Below are 17703 nucleotides of genomic sequence, written 5' to 3'. Positions count from 1 at the left end.
TTTTAAAATAAATCAAAAACTGTACCTGCTTTAAAGGTCAGTAAACTAATAATAATAAGCCATACACTGGCCTCACGCATCCAGTATTTTGGTAAAAATCTCATCATTCTGCTTAGAATAATGCTTGAAGGAAATGCCAGAAGAAGCAGATATTCATAGCTTTTGTTCATATACAGGATAATGGAAATAAGCTGTGCTACAGAAAAGACCAGCAGAAAGGTATATTTGTATCTGCTTATCGGGCTTTTCTTATTATAGTTTTTAAAATGGTCATATACCGCGTAAATAAGCATCAGAACCACAGGAATCAGCGGCAGAAGCTCCGTGTAATCCGTTACCGGTTTCATCTTACCAAAGGGGAAATAATCTATATTCCATGAAGTAAACTGTACGAAATACATCACAGAAAAATAACTGAATGTAATGAGAACAATCCCCAGCAGAAACCTAAAAAGGTTCAATGTGATTCTGGCAGAGGTAGCAATCACGTGAATGATCACAAAAACAGCCATAGGCCAGGTAGTGGGAAGAAAAATAAAGTTCAGTGCCACAATGGCTCCTACCAGTACATATGACTTCTTCCTGATATCTTCATCCGCACTCGTCAGAAGAAGGATCAAGAAAGAATTCGTAAGCAGAGAAACGGCAATTCCTATATCCAAATTTCCGGGATACAGCCCGAAAATGAAAAAAGTATATAAAAATAAAGGCAGATGGGTCTGATAATTAAGAGCAATACTGTGAAAACAAAAATATCCCAAAGCAATTCCCAGAAAAGTTATTCCGGCAACTATAGCTTCGTAAGTGTTGAAATTCAGTATGTTAAATATTATGACTACTAAAAGAAGAAAACCAATATACACAGGTATTGAAAAAATATTGCTTTCTTTTGAAAGTAATTTAAACATTTTTTATAAATTTGTACAAAGTTAATTTAAAAAAGGAAAATAATGACGTCTTTCTTTCTATTCTTAAGCAAAGTTTTCAAATGGAGTTTCGGTTTCTTTGATACTTTCGGTAATGTTTTAAACTGGATTCTATTTGCAGTTTGCTGTGTATTATTTACTTATTGGTGCTATGTACTTGTAGTAACATTAGGTGGAGACAAAGATAAAGACTATTATTCTCCAACGGAAGGTAAGCACCCTTACTACGATCCGAATATCTACAAAAAAGAAGGTTAATTAATTGGTTATATAGTAAAAAACCGATCAAACAATAGGTTTGATCGGTTTTTTTATTACTAACGATTAAAATTTTCTTATTCTTAGTCGTGAATTGGAAGTACCAGCACAGGAATGCTTGAACTTTTTGTGATTCCTTTGGTTAAGCTTCCCACGAATACATCATAAATTCCACTTCTGCCATGTGATCCCATCACAATATAATCTGCATTTTTTGCCTTTGCGTGCTCCAGAATAATATCTTTGGCAAGTCCCTGTTTTAAAAGATGCTCGCAGTCAATATCATGTCCGATGATTCTTTGCTCAATTTTGTTAAGCTGCACCAGTTCTTCTCTTATTTCATTGGCTTCCACTTCCGGAAAATATTGAAATCCCATATCACCAATAGCAAATCCTATATCTGATGGCGCTACGTGAATCAGGTAAATTCTGCCATTAAGCTGTTTTGCAAATTTTATGGCACCGTCTACCAGCTGGTCTGTCTTGTCCCCAAAATCTACGGGTAATACAATATTTATCATAACCTCTATTTTGTTACCTAAAGATAGGAAAAATTTCCCGAAGTTTATGTTAAATAACTTATAATATTCGGATATCAAGGATTTTTTCATCTTCAAGATAAGCTTCCAAAATATCATCCTCATCTACTTTTCCAACTCCTTTTGGTGTTCCTGTGAAGATAAGGTCACCTACTCTTAGTGTAAAATACTGAGAAGCAAAAGCAATGATATCATCAAAATTGAACATCATATCCTTGGTATTGCCATCCTGCACTTTATCCTTATTTTTTAACAATGAAAACCGAAGGTTATCAAGACTGAAATTCTCTTTTTTGAAGAAACTGCTTACCACAGCAGAACCGTCAAAACCTTTGGCAAGCTCCCACGGAAGACCTTTTGATTTTAATTCACTCTGAAGATCTCTGGCCGTGAAATCTATTCCCAGCCCTATTTCTTCATAATGTTTATTGGCTGCTTCTTTCTGAATATATTTTCCACCCTTGGAAATTTTTAATACCACTTCCAGTTCGTAATGAATGTCGTTCGAAAATTCAGGAATGTAGAAATCATTCCCCTTTAGAACGGCAGTATCCGGTTTCATAAAAATAACAGGATTCTCAGGAATTTCGTTTCCTAATTCTTTCGCATGCTCACTGTAATTTCTTCCTATGCAGATGATTTTCATAACTTAATTGCTTTTTAATTTAACTTAAAGCATTATTTTTCTTTATATTTTTTAAGATCATAGTCCATTTGAGTTTAATACTCAGTATATTCGAAAGTACAATTTTCTTTTTATAAGATTTTTTATCCAAAATAATTTTGCTGTTCAAAAATCCTGTAATTATTATTTAGTACCCTCAATTTACGATCGGAGATCAGCCCATTTGTACCATAATGATTGTTTTTGTTGATAATGCAAATATACTATTATGTACAAAATACTGCATCAATTTAAGGATAATTACATTAAATGAACAAGGTGTTTGTTGAATTTTATATTTATACAAATATTAGGAGTTAAAATTCACATATAAAAGAGTCTCCACAAAACATTTTAAAACTAAATTGTTATGAAAAATTAAAAAGCTTTCGAGAAATGAGAATGTTAAAGGGATGCCGGATCTTATGAATATAAGAATTATTAGATACTGTAAGTTTCCCCTATCATTATGCTGTAAGTTCTAATGGAGCGGAAACAATAGCACATTACGTAATTGATGATGGACATGCAAATTCTCCAAAAGGTACTAGATTTTTATTCATACCTCTCTATCGACGGTACCTGTTAAGAATTTTATGTTGAATCTCTTTTATATATAATATTAAATAATAATTATAAATAAATATTTAGAATAAATTATTTTAGTAAATCAAAAAAAATAAAGTATTGATACTGTTGTATTTATATTATTTTAAATAATGTTTTGTTGTTTTTATGTTTTATAAATATAATTGTAAACATTTTAATTTTCTTTGTTTCAGAATTTTAAAACATAGAAAATGAAAAAATTACAATTAATTTTGTTGTTGTTGTTTTATTCCTTTACTTTTTCTCAAGTGGGGATAAATACAATAACACCAGATCCAAACTCTGTACTGGATGTAGTAAGTGATACAAAAGGAGTATTAATACCAAGGGTTGTATTGACTGATTTGAATTTGCCTAACCCATTAACGTTACACGTAAGAGGTATGATAGTATATAACAAAAGTACTTTTGGTTCTGCTGTCACTCAAGGTTTTTATTATAACGATGGGGAAAAATGGGTTAAGGTTAATGAGGAGGTCGCAAGTTTAGTGAGTTTTGATACTACAGATCCAAATATAGTATCAACACTATTTACTCCAAATGTCTCTGCTAACCCCAATAGTGTATATTCATCTTCTGTGGATGGTTCTTTTTGGAAGTATGATACCACAACATCTAAATACATTACATATCAGCCTAAGCCTTCTACTGAATGGTATTTAAATGGAACTACAACGGATGCAGCAGCTAACAAGAATATCGCTATTTATAGAATAGGAGAAGTTGGTATTGGTTCTGACACTAACATTAATCCTAGCGCAATGTTAGACGTGAATTCTTCTACTAAAGGTTTCTTGCCACCGAGAATGAAAAAAACAGTGCGAGATGCTATTGCAAAACCGGCTGCAGGGTTAATCGTTTACTGTACAGATTGTAGAGGTGGTGATAACGATGGTTGTTTGAATTATAATTTTGGAACACCAGATAATCCAACATGGGAATGTTTAGGAGAGCCAAAAGGAGCTATAGTAAGTATTGATTGTCCGGGAAGTTCAATAGAAGGTAATTATATTGTAAATGTAGCGAATACTGCGGCTAATGTTATTAAATTTAAGATTGATAATAATACATTTGCTCCTATTACCGGTAATTTTACTAATTATGTTACTTTATCAGGAGCAACAGGTGGGCTCTCTGTTTCTGGTCCAACTCCGGCTCAGCCAATAACTATTAATGCAGGCGCAAGTGCTATTTTATCTTATACTATTTCCGGAACGCCGACTGTACCAGGTCCTTTTAAAGCAAGGTTTGCAGGAAATGGATTAGTGTGTGAAAAATCTGGGGAAGTCCTTAATTCATCCATTGTTGTGGATTGCGCAAATGCTTTTGTGTATGGAATGACTCCTATAAAATACCTAAAGGCAGGTACAACGTATAGCGGAGGAACAGTAAGAATTCCTTATAAAGCTTATCAAAGCGGTATAACATATCCTGCACAAACTGTTACATTGCCTAGCGGTATTACACTTACTCGTGCTGCAGGAACTTTTGCCACTCCTTCAGGTTTTGTAGAGTACACTATTGGGGGTACTTATTCAGGAAGTAATTGCGCTATTGTAACCGCAGACATTAATGTGGAAGGAAACAGTATATGTAATGTAGTAATTGGAGATAATCAGTCTGATTATTTATCAGGGGTTTATAAAGCTTCTAGTGATGGATATGGAAATAGTTGCCCAGCCACACAATTCGGCATGACAGATACAAATTATTCTTCTGGATGGGCTTCTCCAAATACAACGGCCAATCAGTGGGTAGAGATTACTTTTCCTTCTATGGGTGTGAGAAAAGTTGTGCTATCTGGAGGTCCCGTTTCTTGTTGGGCAGGAAATGCAGGCTATGTCTCTTATTATGCAAATCAAGCAGGATTACAATTAGAATATTGGAATGGGGCATCTTGGGTAGGGTTAGCTTCTGTTCCTACACTATATCAGGATAGAGTAACTATTATAGATATAAATTGCGATACCCCTGCTATTTCAAGACTAAGGGTGAGAAATAATACTGCACAATGGTGGGGTATAGGAACTTTCTATCCTGTAGGATATTGGGACTCAAAGGTAACTCCTCCTGTATTGGATTGTGAAGCGGCTGTAGTTTCTATTTCTCCTAGCAATACTTTAATTAATGGGCAGTCATATACGGGAACGGTAACCGTTAACTATACTGCTACTCTTGCTTCTTCATATAATGCAGAAGTGGTTTCAAAAAGTGGAATTACTTTAACAAGAGCTGCCGGAAATATGGTGAACGGATCAGGATCTATCGTTTATAACGTATCAGGAACCTATACAGGTAATTCTTATAAAGAAGAAACTTTTCCAATCAGTTTAATTGGCTCATCATGTGAGGTAACGTTAGGTAATCCTACGGCATTCAAAACGGGTACTTATTCTGCCTCAAGTTCAGGATATGGAAACACCTGTCCTGCTACACAGGCTAGTATGACAGATAGTAGTTACACAACCGGTTGGGCTTCCCCAAATACTGCAGCAGATCAATTTATTGAGATCAATTTTGGGACTGCAAAAGTTGTTAAAAAGATTGCTGTATCAGCTGGCCCGGTTACTTGTTGGGCAGGAAATGCACAGTGGGTTTCTGCTTATGCAAATGTAGCAGGACTACAGTTCGAATACTGGAACGGATCATCTTGGGTAGGGATAGCTGCAGTACCTACGGTAACTCAAAATAGTATAACAACTTATTTATTAAGCAATACCGTTTCAACTAGCAAAATAAGAGTTAGAAATAATACTGCGCAGTGGTGGGGATTAGCAACATTCTATCCTTTTGTATACTAAGTTAAATTATGATTTTTTATAAATCAATATGATTATTTAATATTTAATCCGGGAAAACCTTAAGTTTTTCCGGATTTTTTTTGAAAAAATATTGGTTTATATTAAATACCGTTCAAATGAATACATTTTTAGTGAAGTTTACACAAGAAGAATTTTTTGATTTTTTTAAATAATCAAAAAGAAGAGATTAATCATGTTATTAAGAATTTTTGTAAGGTTAAGTTTTTAGGTATTTGATTAGTGGATTTTTTACCCTTTTTAATAATTGTAAGAAGCTAAACGTTATTATTTTTAAGATCATTTAAGTATTCTTGGGGAGTTAAAGAATATTTATTTTTAAAAACACGATTAAATGTAGCTTGATTATCAAAGCCAACAGTAAGATAAATTTCTTTTACAGAAAAAAGGCCTTGTTCATTTTTATCTTTTGCTACATCAATAAATGCTTTTAATCTGTAATTATTTAAGTAAGTCTTGAAATTATTTTCAGTATACTTATTTATTGCAAAGGAAACATATTGATGATTCGAATTTAAATCTTTTGCTAATTGATTAAGATTATAAGTTGATGATTTCCAAGGCTGATATACCTGCATATAGTTTTCTATTCTGTCAAATAGTAATTTATAAAGTGACTGATCATCATATATACTATCATTTGTAAACTCAGTAGAATTAGATGAAAAGCTATAAATATGAGGTTTTATTAAATAAAATTCATCAATATGAATTTCATTACTTAAAGTATATTTATAAATGTATTTTAGCTTATTTGTTTGAATAAAATAATATAAGTAAGTGAAAAATAAAACTAATGAAAAAACAGTTGTGTAAATATTAAATAGAGTTTGATATTGTTCTGAAATAACTTCCAATTTAAAATAAATCTTAATCAGGTAGCTGAGGGGAAATATTAAAAGTATTGAAAAAGATAAAATAAAAGTTTTTTTAAAATTAAAAAAAAACAAAAATCCTAAAGGAAATAGAAAAATATATAATAATATAATTATCAAATTTTGTGAGTACCCTATAGAAGAATATAATATCATTAAAATTAAATAGAATATGCTTGTTATAGATCCTAATTTCAAAAAATTAAAAGTTGAAACATGAAAAATTAAAATATAAGCTGGAGTAATAGTACAAAGTATGAAAATATCCATGTATAGATATAAATATTCTCCAAATATCCAATTGATTATTAATGACCCAATATGTCTTATTAAAATTAGTAATGTTGAATATTTAGTAAATAAAATTTCATATTTATTTATTTTTTCTTTCATGTTTAATGCAATTTTTTAAAAAAATAATAACATTTGATGCGAAGTAATTTCCAAGATATTCATAGTAGTATATTTAATAAGACTTACAGCTAAAGGCTTGAATATTTTAATGGAAAAACCTGTAAATTTTTAAATGTTCTTTCTGAGCATGATATAATAATATTAATAGTAAAGCTATAGATAGTTGTATGTTGTTAAAATGGTAAATTGTTAGAATATGATTTACTATAATTTTTCAGAATTTATTAATCATCTCAGTTTTTCTTACTGTTAGTTTCATATATTAAATTGTTTTTTAGAAAAGTAAAAAACAATTTAATATATTTAAACTGAGTTTTAAACTTAATGACTAAATTCATTCCCGCAATAATAGCATTTGAATTTATGGCTCGTCAGAAAAGAGATGCCAAAGAAGCTGGTGGCACTGTCATCCCTGTAAATATGGTTGGAACCACATTTTGGGCATACAAAATCAAACTCAGGATCAGAAATAGTATGTTCTACTTCCAATGAATATTGTTCATTGTCTTTGTAATCCTGTAGAATCTGCTTGGCCTTTTCTACATCTTCTTCAAAAACCTGAAGCTGTATGCCACCTACTGCCTGCGAAAGAAGCCAATCCGACTGGATAAGCTGCTCATTTGCAATGAAACTGTTGATACCGTTTTCAGCCAGTATCTGCTTGTCCCTGTTGGCTTCAAGGGCAGTTTCATAAAATTTAAAACGAATTAAATCAGACATTTTTAAAACCTGCTTGAAAGTTGAATCTTTGTAAAAACTTTTTTGGTATACAACGGAAAATCAGCATTCTGAAGCCATCCGAAATATCCTAAATCTTTTTGGAATACTGCTTTCACTCCCTGGCCTTTATATTTTCCAAAATTGAAAACCTCTTCCATTTTTTCATTATATCCTATGAATCCGGCAAGATCCGCATTCTTATTGTGGAATGTAAATTCACTTAGCGGAGCTATTTCGTTAGGGATATCATCATATTTTCCTACTTGTGCATCCAGTACTTCAAAAGTCGCCATCACATCCGCTTCTGCAGAGTGTGCATTTTCCAATGTTTTTCCGCAGTAGAACTGGTATGCTGCTCCTAAATTTCTAGGTTCCTTTTTATGAAAAATAGTCTGTGCATCTACCAGTCTGAATTTATTCAGATCAAAATCCATTCCTACTCTTAAAAGTTCTTCAGCCAAAAGCGGAACATCAAATCTGTTGGAATTAAATCCTCCCAAATCACTTCCGGTAATCATCTCCATTACTTTAGAAGCAATATCTCTGAAAGTAGGAGCATCTTTTACATCTTCATCATAGATCCCGTGGATCTCACTGCTTTCTTTAGGAATAAGCATTTCCGGGTTTACACGCCATGTCTTGCTTTCTCTGGAGGCATCCGGATTTACTTTTAAGATACAGATCTCAACGATTCTGTCTTTTCCGATGTTGGTTCCTGTAGTTTCCAGGTCAAAAATACAAAGCGGTTTATGGAGTTTTAAATTCATGTTGATAATTAATAATTTGAAATGTTTTTTTACTTAAAATAAGGCCGTACCAGCCTCATGTAAATTCTTTAATTTCTATTTTAACTGTCCCTGAAAAATAAGAGACACTACTATATAATAAATAACAAGCATAGGGATCCCTACAATCTGGAAGATTGCCAAAATAGCAATTCCTCCTACCAGTAATACCACTTTAGGGTAATTGTCTTTTAATTGTTTGGATTTGAATTTCATCGCCATCATCTTAATCGGGCTGATAAGAAGCCATGAAGTAAGAAGGGTCAATAGAACCAATAGCAGCTCATTATCAAATAAAAAGCTGAAAGTTCCTGTTTCTTTGAATGCATAATAAAGGCCAAACAGCAAAACGGTATTCGTAGGCGTATTCAATCCTTTAAAATAATAACGCTGTTCTTCATCTAGGTTGAAGATAGCAAGTCTAAGACATGAAAATACAGTAACAATCAATCCCAGATATTTGATCTCAAACGGAAAATGAATTCCAAGCAGCTCTGCACCAAATGGCTCAAGGGCTTTATACATCGTAAGTCCGGGGATTACTCCAAAGCTTACCATATCAGCAAGAGAGTCCAGCTGAAGCCCCAGATTGGAGTTTGATTTCAATGCTCTGGCTACAAAGCCGTCAAAAAAATCGAAAACCGAAGAGAGAACAAGGCAGATTGCTGTAGTCTGATAATCTCCTAAAATTAGATGTATTGCCCCTACACAGCCTGCAAATAAGTTAGCCAGGGTTAAGGCATTGGCCAGATTATTCTTTATAAAATTCATAGCCACAAAATTACAGTTTTTAGAAATTCTAACTCAAAATAATCTGAACTAAAAAATGCACTGAAGTGATTTTGATGTAAATTTGCCTCATGAAATTTTTAAAAGGATTGAGAAAACAGGAAGTTCTGGCACTGGTTTACAGGATTTTCTTAGCCTATGTTTTTTATCAGATTGCCAGATTTTTATTCTGGTATTTTAATAAAGACCTGATTAAAGTTGACTCTGTTTCAGATTATATAAAGCTGGCTTTCCATGGTACAGCCTTCGATACTACAGCTATTTTATATGTGAATGCCTTGTTTATACTCCTTAGTTTATTGCCGTTGGTCATCAATACGAAGAAAGTTTTTCAACAAATTCTTTTCTGGCTTTATTTCATTACGAATGGGATTGCCTATGCCATGAATTTCGGAGATTTTATTTACTATAAATTTTCCCAGGCAAGGCTTACTTCGGCTGTATTTCAGGTAGCAGAACATGAATCTAATGTTTCCAAAACACTGATGATCTCTGTAGGAGAACATCCTTTTGTGCTGATTTGGTATGTAGTTCTGATGATCCTGTGGGTTTTCCTTTACAAAAGAGTAAGAGTGGAAGATGTGAAGCCTCCGAGGCTTATTCCGTATTTCCTTATTTCCATTATAACCTTGTGTATTACAACGGTGCTGGTTGTGGGAGGGATCAGAGGAGATTTTAAACACAGTACCAGACCTATCAATATGGTAGATGCTACCCGTTTTGTGACCAACCCATTGCAGGGAAATATAGTGTTGAACAGTACATTCTCCTTTTTCAGAACATTAAATACCAATAACTTTAAGGAGGTTCATTTCGTAGATGAAAAATATATTGAAGAAAATGTACATCCATATAAAGTCTACGACAGAAAAGTGGAGAATCGCCCCAATATTGTTATTTTTATTGTAGAATCTTTCAGTAGAGAATATTCCGGCGCTTTTAATAAAGATAAGAATATCAAAGATTATGTGTCCTACACTCCGTTTATGGATAGTTTGGCCACGCAGAGTCTTATTTTTCCTAATACTTTTGCGAACGGAAGACAGTCTATTCATGGGATGAGTAGCGTATTGGCGGGAATTCCGAGTCTTACCGATGCATTTACAGGATCTCCATATTCCAATCAGAAAATTCAGTCTATTGTTTCTGTATGTAATGATTTGGGATATGATACTTCTTTTTATCATGGGGCACCCAATGGTTCAATGGGATTCCTTGGATTCGGAAATATTTTAGGATTTAAACATTATTTCGGAAAAACAGAATATAACCATGATGAAGATTTTGACGGCATGTGGGCCATCTGGGATGAACCTTTCCTTCAGTATTTTGCTAAAAATGTTGGAAAAAAACAACCTTTTATGACTACTGTATTTACCGCTTCATCCCATCACCCTTTTAAAATTCCTGAAAAATATAACGGGAAATTTAAAAAAGGAAAGATAGACATGCATGAACCGATACAATACACAGATTATGCTATCAAAAAATATTTTGAAACCGCTAAAAAGCAGCCGTGGTATAATAATACTATCTTTGTTTTCACGGGAGATCATACCAACCAGGTATATTATCCGGAATATGAAAAAGCTATGAACCGTTATGCCGTTCCATTGGTGTTCTATTCTCCGAATCCTGCATACCAGTTAAAAGGAGTGAGCAAGGAAATAGCACAGCAGGCAGATATTTATCCTACACTGGCAGATCTTATTGGATATAATAAACCCATCAGAAGCTGGGGGAGAAGTTTGGTAAGTGATAAAAAATATCCTTTCCTTGTCGTTAATTCAGACGGAAGCACAGAGCAGTTCATGATAGGAAACTATATGTACCGTTTTGATGGCAAAGAAATTATCGGAGTATATGATAAATCGGATCTGAACCTTGAAAAAAATATAATAAATGAAGTTAAAAACCCAGAAGTGGAGGCCGGGAAAAAAACAGCGAAAGCATGGTACCAGGATTATATGGACAGGGTGATTAACAGGAAGCTGTATTAGGGTAAAAAAGCAAAACTGCTAAATGGTAAATAGGTTGATCAGTACATTAACTTTTTTATCTTTTTGCTCTTTATTTACCTCTTTATGCTTTGTATAACAAAAGTTTTTGTTTGTTTAAAATTAATTTATATTTTTATCAATACGTATACTAAGAATATTGTAATTAAATTAAAACTAAAAGAAATATGAAAAAATTATTGTTAACGTTCGCGCTTTCTTTTTGCGGTGTACTTACATTCGCACAGATAGAAGGTAAGTGGAAAACAATAGATGATGAGACAAAACAGGCAAAATCTATTGTTGAAGTGTACAAAAAGGCAGACGGGAAATACTACGGAAAAGTTTCTCAGTTATTGATAAAACCTGCCGATGCTAACTGTTCAGCTTGTAAAGATGACAGAAAAGGAAAACCAATTTTAGGATTGGAAATCATCAGAGGATTGAAAAAAGATGGTGATGAATTCACCGGAGGAACAATTACTGACCCTAAAACAGGAAAAACATACAAATGTACCATTACAAGAAGCGGTGATAAACTGAACGTAAGAGGGTACCTGGGATTATCTTTATTAGGAAGAACCCAGGTTTGGGAGAAAGCTAATTAATATAAGTTTAAATAGAATTTTAAATGACATCTCAGAAATGGGATGTCATTTTTATATAAATAAAATTCTTGGAGAGCTTTTTTAACAGTCTTTAAAAAACAACAATGAACAGTGTAAGAAGGCAGAAAATACTTTTTAAATAAAATTAATATTAAAACTTCCTGTTCAAATGAGATACCTTTTTATGATGTGTATAATAAAAAAACACTATTTTTGTAGTCTAAATTTTTCGAATAAATATGGCAGAATATACTTTTCGTGAGGTAATTGCACAGGCAATGAGCGAGGAAATGCGTAAAGACGAATCCATCTTTTTAATGGGGGAAGAAGTTGCAGAATACAATGGTGCATACAAAGCTTCAAAAGGAATGTTGGATGAGTTTGGTCCTAAAAGAGTAATCGATACCCCAATTGCAGAGCTTGGTTTCACAGGAATTGCTGTGGGTGCTGCGATGAATGGTAACAGACCAATTGTAGAGTATATGACATTCAATTTCTCATTGGTAGGAATTGATCAGATTATCAATAATGCTGCAAAAATCCGTCAGATGAGTGGAGGACAGTGGAATTGTCCAATTGTTTTCCGTGGTCCTACGGCTTCTGCAGGTCAGTTAGGAGCTACGCATTCTCAGGCTTTTGAAAACTGGTTTGCAAACATTCCTGGTCTTAAAGTAGTGGTTCCTTCAAATCCTTACGATGCAAAAGGGTTGTTGAAAACTGCAATTCAGGATAATGATCCGGTAATTTTCATGGAATCTGAGCAGATGTATGGAGATAAAATGGAAATTCCTGAAGAAGAATATTATTTGCCACTAGGAAAAGCAGATATCAAGAGAGAAGGTACAGATGTTACTTTAGTTTCTTTTGGTAAAATTATGAAACTTGCTTTACAAGCTGCTGAAGATATGGCTAAAGAAGGAATCTCTGTAGAGGTTATCGATCTTAGAACGGTTCGTCCTTTGGATTTTGATACCATTTTAGCTTCCGTGAAGAAAACAAACAGATTGGTTATTTTAGAAGAAGCTTGGCCATTTGCTTCTATATCTTCTGAAATTACTTATATGGTACAGCAAAAAGCATTTGATTATTTAGATGCTCCTATCAAGAGAATTACTACTCCTGATGCACCTGCACCTTACTCTGCAGCATTGTTTGCAGAATGGTTCCCTAAGCTTGAAAAAGTAAAAGAGGAAATCAAAAAAGCGATGTACGTAAAATAGTTATAGAGAAAAACTTCCGAAAGGAAGTTTTTTCATTTATTATATTCATGAAGAAAAATTCTTGACGTCATAAAATTAGTATAAATTTGCGCCTTTAAAATAATTAAGCTGATATGGCAGAAGTTACAGAAGATGGCTACCACTTCGATATAAAGAAACTTTCCTTCATAGGAATTTTAGTGTCTCTGGGAATTGTTTTTGGAGATATTGGTACCTCTCCGCTTTACGTAATGAAAGCAATTGTGAATGCAAGATCTCAAGGGAGTAATATGCCATTCAATGAATATATAGAGGGTGCGCTCTCGTGTATTATTTGGACCCTTACTCTCCAGACTACAATCAAATATGTGATCATTGCTTTAAGAGCAGATAACAAAGGCGAAGGAGGAATTCTGGCTTTGTTTTCATTAGTGAGAAACCTTAAGAAAGGATGGTTGTATCTTATCGCAATCATTGGTGCCGCAGCACTTATTGCGGATGGAGTAATTACCCCATCACTGACGGTAATGTCAGCTATTGAAGGTCTTGAAATTTATAACCCGCACACCCCTGTTGTTCCAATCACAATCGGAATCCTGATTGCTATTTTTGTGGTACAGCAGTTCGGAACAAGCTTCATTGGGAAGTTTTTTGGTCCGGTGATGGTTGTTTGGTTCCTGGTATTAGGAGGTTTGGGAGTAATGCATTTGAGCGAAAATTTTGAAATCTTAAGATCCTTCAATCCATACTACGCTTACAAGCTTATTGCCAACTCACCGAGTGCCATTGTGATCTTAGGAGCTGTTTTCCTTTGTACAACTGGGGCAGAAGCACTGTATTCAGATTTAGGACACTGTGGTGCTAAAAATATCAGAATAAGCTGGGCTTTCGTTAAGATTATGCTTATCCTTAATTACCTTGGACAAGGTGCATGGCTTTTGACTAATTATAACAAACCTGGATTCTCCGTAGTAAACCCGTTCTTTGGAATTATGGAAGAATGGATGATCATCCCGGGAGTAATTTTAGCAACTGCCGCTGCAATTATTGCCAGCCAGGCATTGATTACAGGTTCCTTCACCATTTTCTCAGAAGCAATGTCTCTTAACCTTTGGCCGAATCAGAAAATTGATTACCCTTCCGGAGTTAAAGGACAAATGTATATCCCAAGAATCAACTGGGGACTTCTTATTCTGTGTATCATTGTAGTACTTCACTTTAAAGAATCAGGAAAAATGGAAGCCGCTTACGGACTTTCTATCACAGTAACGATGCTGATGACAACCGTCCTGTTGGTATTCTGGTTACTGAAACACAGAGTGAGCAAAATATTAATTTTATTTTTTGCATTAGTCTATATGGCCATTGAACTAGGTTTCTTCAGTGCCAATATCATCAAGTTTATGGAAGGTGGATGGATTACTGTTGTATTGGCAGGCTCTATCGGAATTTCTATGTATGCATGGTATAACGGAAGACTCATCAAAACAAGATTTATCCAGTTTGTAAAAATTGAAAAATACGTGTCTATCCTTAAAGACATGAAGCTGGATGAAACCATCCCGAAATATGCTACCAACCTGGCATATCTGAGCCGTGCAAAAAGAAACGATGAGGTAGAATCTAAAATTATCTATTCCATCATCAAAAAACAGCCGAAAAGAGCAGATCATTATTTCATCCTGAGCATTGTAAACCAGGAAGACCCATATACTTTCAGATATACGGTAGACGAAATTCTTCCGGGTACTGTGTACAAGATCAATTTCCTTTTAGGATTTAAAGTAGACCGAAGAATCAATGATTATTTCAATATGGTCCTTAAAGATTTAATGGCGGATGGAACCATTCCTTCAAGAAGCAGCCATCCTTCTTTAAGAGCTCATGAAATACCACCGGATCTTAAATATGTGATCATAGATAATACTTATATCAACGATATACTTTTAACTGTTAAACAAAAGATTATTCTTAACATTTACAACTTTGTGAAGTATATCGGAAGTGACGACTTTAAGGCTTGGGGAGTATCTTCTCATAACGTTGAAGTGGAATCTGCGCCCATCACAGAATTAACAGTTTACGATAATAAGATTGAGCAGTCCGGGTATTTCCGTCACAACTCTTAACCCACTAGCAGTAACCATACTATCTATTTAAATAAAATTCAATAAATTTGTAGATAATTTTTTTAATGGATACAATACAAAAAGAAAAAAATATAGCTTTGATCAAGGATGTTTTGAGAAACTACTTATTAGAAAAAGGGTTCCGAAACACACCTGAAAGATATACGATATTAGAAGAGATTTATAATATGGATCATCACTTCAACGTTGATGATCTGTATCTTCTGATGATGCAGAAAAAATATCATGTTTCCAAAGCAACTATTTACAACACTATTGAAATTTTCCTTGATGCAGGGTTAATCCGTAAGCATCAGTTCGGAGAAAAAACACTGACCTCTTCATCTTATGAAAAGTCTTATTTTGACAAGCAGCATGACCATTTGGTGATCTACAAAAAAGACTCAGACAAAGAGATTGAAGAAATTATTGAATTCTGCGATCCAAGAATCCAAGGAATCAAAGAAGCCATCGAAGAAGCGTTTGGCGTAAGAATTGATTCTCATTCGCTATATTTTTATGGCACTAAGAATGACTAATTAATGAGAATAATCCTTTTTCTGTTACTCTTTATTTCTACGCTCAATTTTGCGCAGGATAAAACCCCTGTGAAGAGAGATCCTTATTTGCAGACTCCTGCCCAGCCTAAGCAGGTGCAGGTAAGACCTGAAGATAAAGTAAAGATCATCCACGCAGACGAAATCAAGAAAAATCCTGAAAAGTACGACGGGAATCAATATTTTACGGGGCATGTTCAGATAGAGCATCAAGGCTCTGTTCTTACCGCGGATGAAGTGGTTTTGTACAATGAAGAAAACTTTGTAAAAGCCATTGGTAATACAAGACTTCAAAACACGGACGGCTCCGTCATCACCGCGGGAGAAATGGAATATGATGCCAATACCCAAAAAGGTGTTGCCAGAAAAAACGTTGTCTTAACTGACCCCAAACAAACCATAAAAACAGATATTCTGTATTATGACAGGCTGGCTAATCAGGCTTATTTTAATACAGGAGGAACGATCTCTGATGGTCAGAATGTAACCTACGCCAAAGTAGGAACTTATTTTCTGAATACTAAAGTGGTAGATCTTACCGGAAACGTTAAAATTGAAACCCCTCAATACATTATAGAAGGTCCCAATATCAAGCAGAATCAGAATACAAAAATTGCTGATTTCTTGGGACCTACAACCATTACCAGCAAAACCAATCCAAGAAACAGAATCTATACGGAAAAAGGAACATATAAAATGGATTCCAAGGAGGCTTTTCTAACCAAAAACTCCAGGATCTTTTACAATGAGAAAATCCTTACCGGTGATGATATGTACTACAATCAGATCACAGGATTCGGTAAAGCAACAGGAAATGTAACCCTTGATGATCCTAAAGAAAGAAGATATATAAAAGGAGGGTACGGAGAGATTTTTGAAAAGAAAGACTCCGCCATGATGACGAAAAGCCCGTATGCGGTGAAAGTGATGGAAAAGGATTCTATTTATTTTGCATCGGAAAAAATTATCTCTTATCAAAAACCGGATTCACTGGATATCAAAGTGAAGAAAAGCTACTTAAGAGCCTTTAAAAAAGCCCGTATTTATAAATCCAATGCACAGGGAAGAGCAGATTCTATTGCCTTCAACGAAACAGACGGAGTGATGCACATGTACACCAACCCTATTCTTTGGAGCGGTGAAAAACAGGTAACCGGAGATAAAGTAGAGGCTTACTTTAATACCAAAACCGAAGATATCGATTCATTAAAAGTGATCGGAAATGCCTTTGCCATTAGTAAAGTAGATTCACTTAACCTGAAAGATGAATTCAATCAGGTGAAAGGAAAATTTATGACGGTTTACTATGAGAAAAACGCCATTAAAGAAGCAAGAGTAGTGGGGAATGCCCAATCTATCGTATATGTGGATGATACCGATCAGGAAACCAAAAAGCCGGAAAGAATAGGGATTACTCTTTCTACCTGCGGAATTATTGGAGCATTGTTTGAAGAAAGAGCACTTCAGATTATTTCATGCAGTATTGGTGCTGTTTCAGATACGTATCCAATGAGTAAAATTGAACCTTCAAAAAGAAAATTTGCCGATTTTAACTGGAATACCAAAGACAGGATTAGAAAATGGCAGGATATTCTGGTAGACACTCCAAACAACGAGGAAATACGATATACCGCTGATAGCGAACTCTTCGATAAAGCACAGAAAGCAATTGACGATGAAAAAGCTAAAGAAGAAGCTAAAAAACCTAAACGAACCAGAAAATAATATAAAAGACCAGTACACGCTGGTCTTTTTTCGTGTATTAATTTCAGCGTTTAACGAATCTTTTATAGCTTTGCTGAAATTTTTGGAGAC

The 17703-nt window shown here is 34.3% G+C and carries 15 protein-coding genes; 8 read left to right on the top strand and 7 right to left on the bottom strand.

Going from position 1 to position 17703, the window contains the following annotated elements:
- Positions 1-2: 2 nt before the first annotated feature.
- A complete protein-coding gene (locus CLU97_RS16095; RefSeq protein ID WP_121488829.1) occupies positions 3-908 on the bottom strand; it encodes a DUF6427 family protein in 906 nt (301 codons plus the stop codon).
- A gap of 42 nt (positions 909-950) precedes the next feature.
- On the opposite strand from CLU97_RS16095, the gene CLU97_RS16090 reads away from it, so the two are divergent.
- Positions 951-1184 (top strand): DUF6341 family protein, encoded by a 234-nt coding sequence (locus CLU97_RS16090; RefSeq protein WP_121488828.1) that lies wholly within the window; start codon positions 951-953, stop codon positions 1182-1184.
- Positions 1185-1267: 83 nt separating this feature from the next.
- Here the strand turns inward: CLU97_RS16090 and CLU97_RS16085 are convergent, their stop codons facing one another.
- Positions 1268-1705 (bottom strand): universal stress protein, encoded by a 438-nt coding sequence (locus CLU97_RS16085; protein ID WP_034696860.1) that lies wholly within the window; start codon positions 1703-1705, stop codon positions 1268-1270.
- Positions 1706-1763: 58 nt separating this feature from the next.
- Positions 1764-2369, bottom strand: coding sequence for a fumarylacetoacetate hydrolase family protein (locus tag CLU97_RS16080; protein WP_121488827.1), 606 nt, complete (start codon positions 2367-2369; stop codon positions 1764-1766).
- Positions 2370-3187: 818 nt separating this feature from the next.
- Between CLU97_RS16080 and CLU97_RS16075 the strand changes: the two genes are divergently transcribed.
- On the top strand, positions 3188-5797 hold the full coding sequence (locus CLU97_RS16075; protein ID WP_147436497.1) for a discoidin domain-containing protein: 2610 nt from the start codon (positions 3188-3190) through the stop codon (positions 5795-5797).
- A gap of 275 nt (positions 5798-6072) precedes the next feature.
- On the opposite strand, the gene CLU97_RS16070 is transcribed toward CLU97_RS16075, so the two are convergent.
- The 4 genes from CLU97_RS16070 to CLU97_RS16055 form a co-directional block, all read right to left on the bottom strand.
- Positions 6073-7083 carry a helix-turn-helix domain-containing protein gene (locus CLU97_RS16070; protein ID WP_121488825.1) on the bottom strand — a complete coding sequence of 337 codons (1011 nt, stop codon included), beginning with the start codon at positions 7081-7083 and terminating at the stop codon, positions 6073-6075.
- 342 nt (positions 7084-7425) lie between these two features.
- Positions 7426-7824 (bottom strand): DUF2007 domain-containing protein, encoded by a 399-nt coding sequence (locus tag CLU97_RS16065; RefSeq protein WP_121488824.1) that lies wholly within the window; start codon positions 7822-7824, stop codon positions 7426-7428.
- A 2-nt stretch (positions 7825-7826) separates the two neighbouring features.
- A complete protein-coding gene (locus CLU97_RS16060) occupies positions 7827-8591 on the bottom strand; it encodes a 3'-5' exonuclease (RefSeq protein WP_121488823.1) in 765 nt (254 codons plus the stop codon).
- 75 nt (positions 8592-8666) lie between these two features.
- Positions 8667-9380: a CDP-alcohol phosphatidyltransferase family protein gene (locus CLU97_RS16055; RefSeq protein WP_121488822.1), complete on the bottom strand. Its 714-nt coding sequence runs from the start codon at positions 9378-9380 to the stop codon at positions 8667-8669.
- A gap of 89 nt (positions 9381-9469) precedes the next feature.
- Here CLU97_RS16055 and CLU97_RS16050 point away from each other — a divergent pair, with 89 nt between their 5' ends.
- The 6 genes from CLU97_RS16050 to CLU97_RS16025 all read left to right on the top strand — a co-directional run bounded on the left by CLU97_RS16050 (position 9470) and on the right by CLU97_RS16025 (position 17613).
- Positions 9470-11398, top strand: coding sequence for an LTA synthase family protein (locus CLU97_RS16050; protein ID WP_121488821.1), 1929 nt, complete (start codon positions 9470-9472; stop codon positions 11396-11398).
- A 185-nt stretch (positions 11399-11583) separates the two neighbouring features.
- Positions 11584-12003 (top strand): DUF2147 domain-containing protein, encoded by a 420-nt coding sequence (locus CLU97_RS16045; protein ID WP_121488820.1) that lies wholly within the window; start codon positions 11584-11586, stop codon positions 12001-12003.
- Between the two features lie 239 nt (positions 12004-12242).
- Entirely contained in the window at positions 12243-13223 is a 981-nt protein-coding gene (locus CLU97_RS16040; protein WP_047378880.1) for a pyruvate dehydrogenase complex E1 component subunit beta, read from the top strand.
- Positions 13224-13336: 113 nt separating this feature from the next.
- On the top strand, positions 13337-15331 hold the full coding sequence (locus CLU97_RS16035; protein WP_121488819.1) for a KUP/HAK/KT family potassium transporter: 1995 nt from the start codon (positions 13337-13339) through the stop codon (positions 15329-15331).
- Positions 15332-15396: 65 nt separating this feature from the next.
- Positions 15397-15870: a Fur family transcriptional regulator gene (locus tag CLU97_RS16030; protein ID WP_089689882.1), complete on the top strand. Its 474-nt coding sequence runs from the start codon at positions 15397-15399 to the stop codon at positions 15868-15870.
- A 3-nt stretch (positions 15871-15873) separates the two neighbouring features.
- Entirely contained in the window at positions 15874-17613 is a 1740-nt protein-coding gene (locus CLU97_RS16025) for an OstA-like protein (RefSeq protein WP_121488818.1), read from the top strand.
- Positions 17614-17703 lie beyond the last annotated feature (90 nt).

This window comes from Chryseobacterium sp. 7 (assembly GCF_003663845.1).
GTDB lineage: Bacteria > Bacteroidota > Bacteroidia > Flavobacteriales > Weeksellaceae > Chryseobacterium.
Note: the sequence above shows the minus strand (reverse complement) of the source record. Positions and strands in the feature narration are given on the sequence as shown.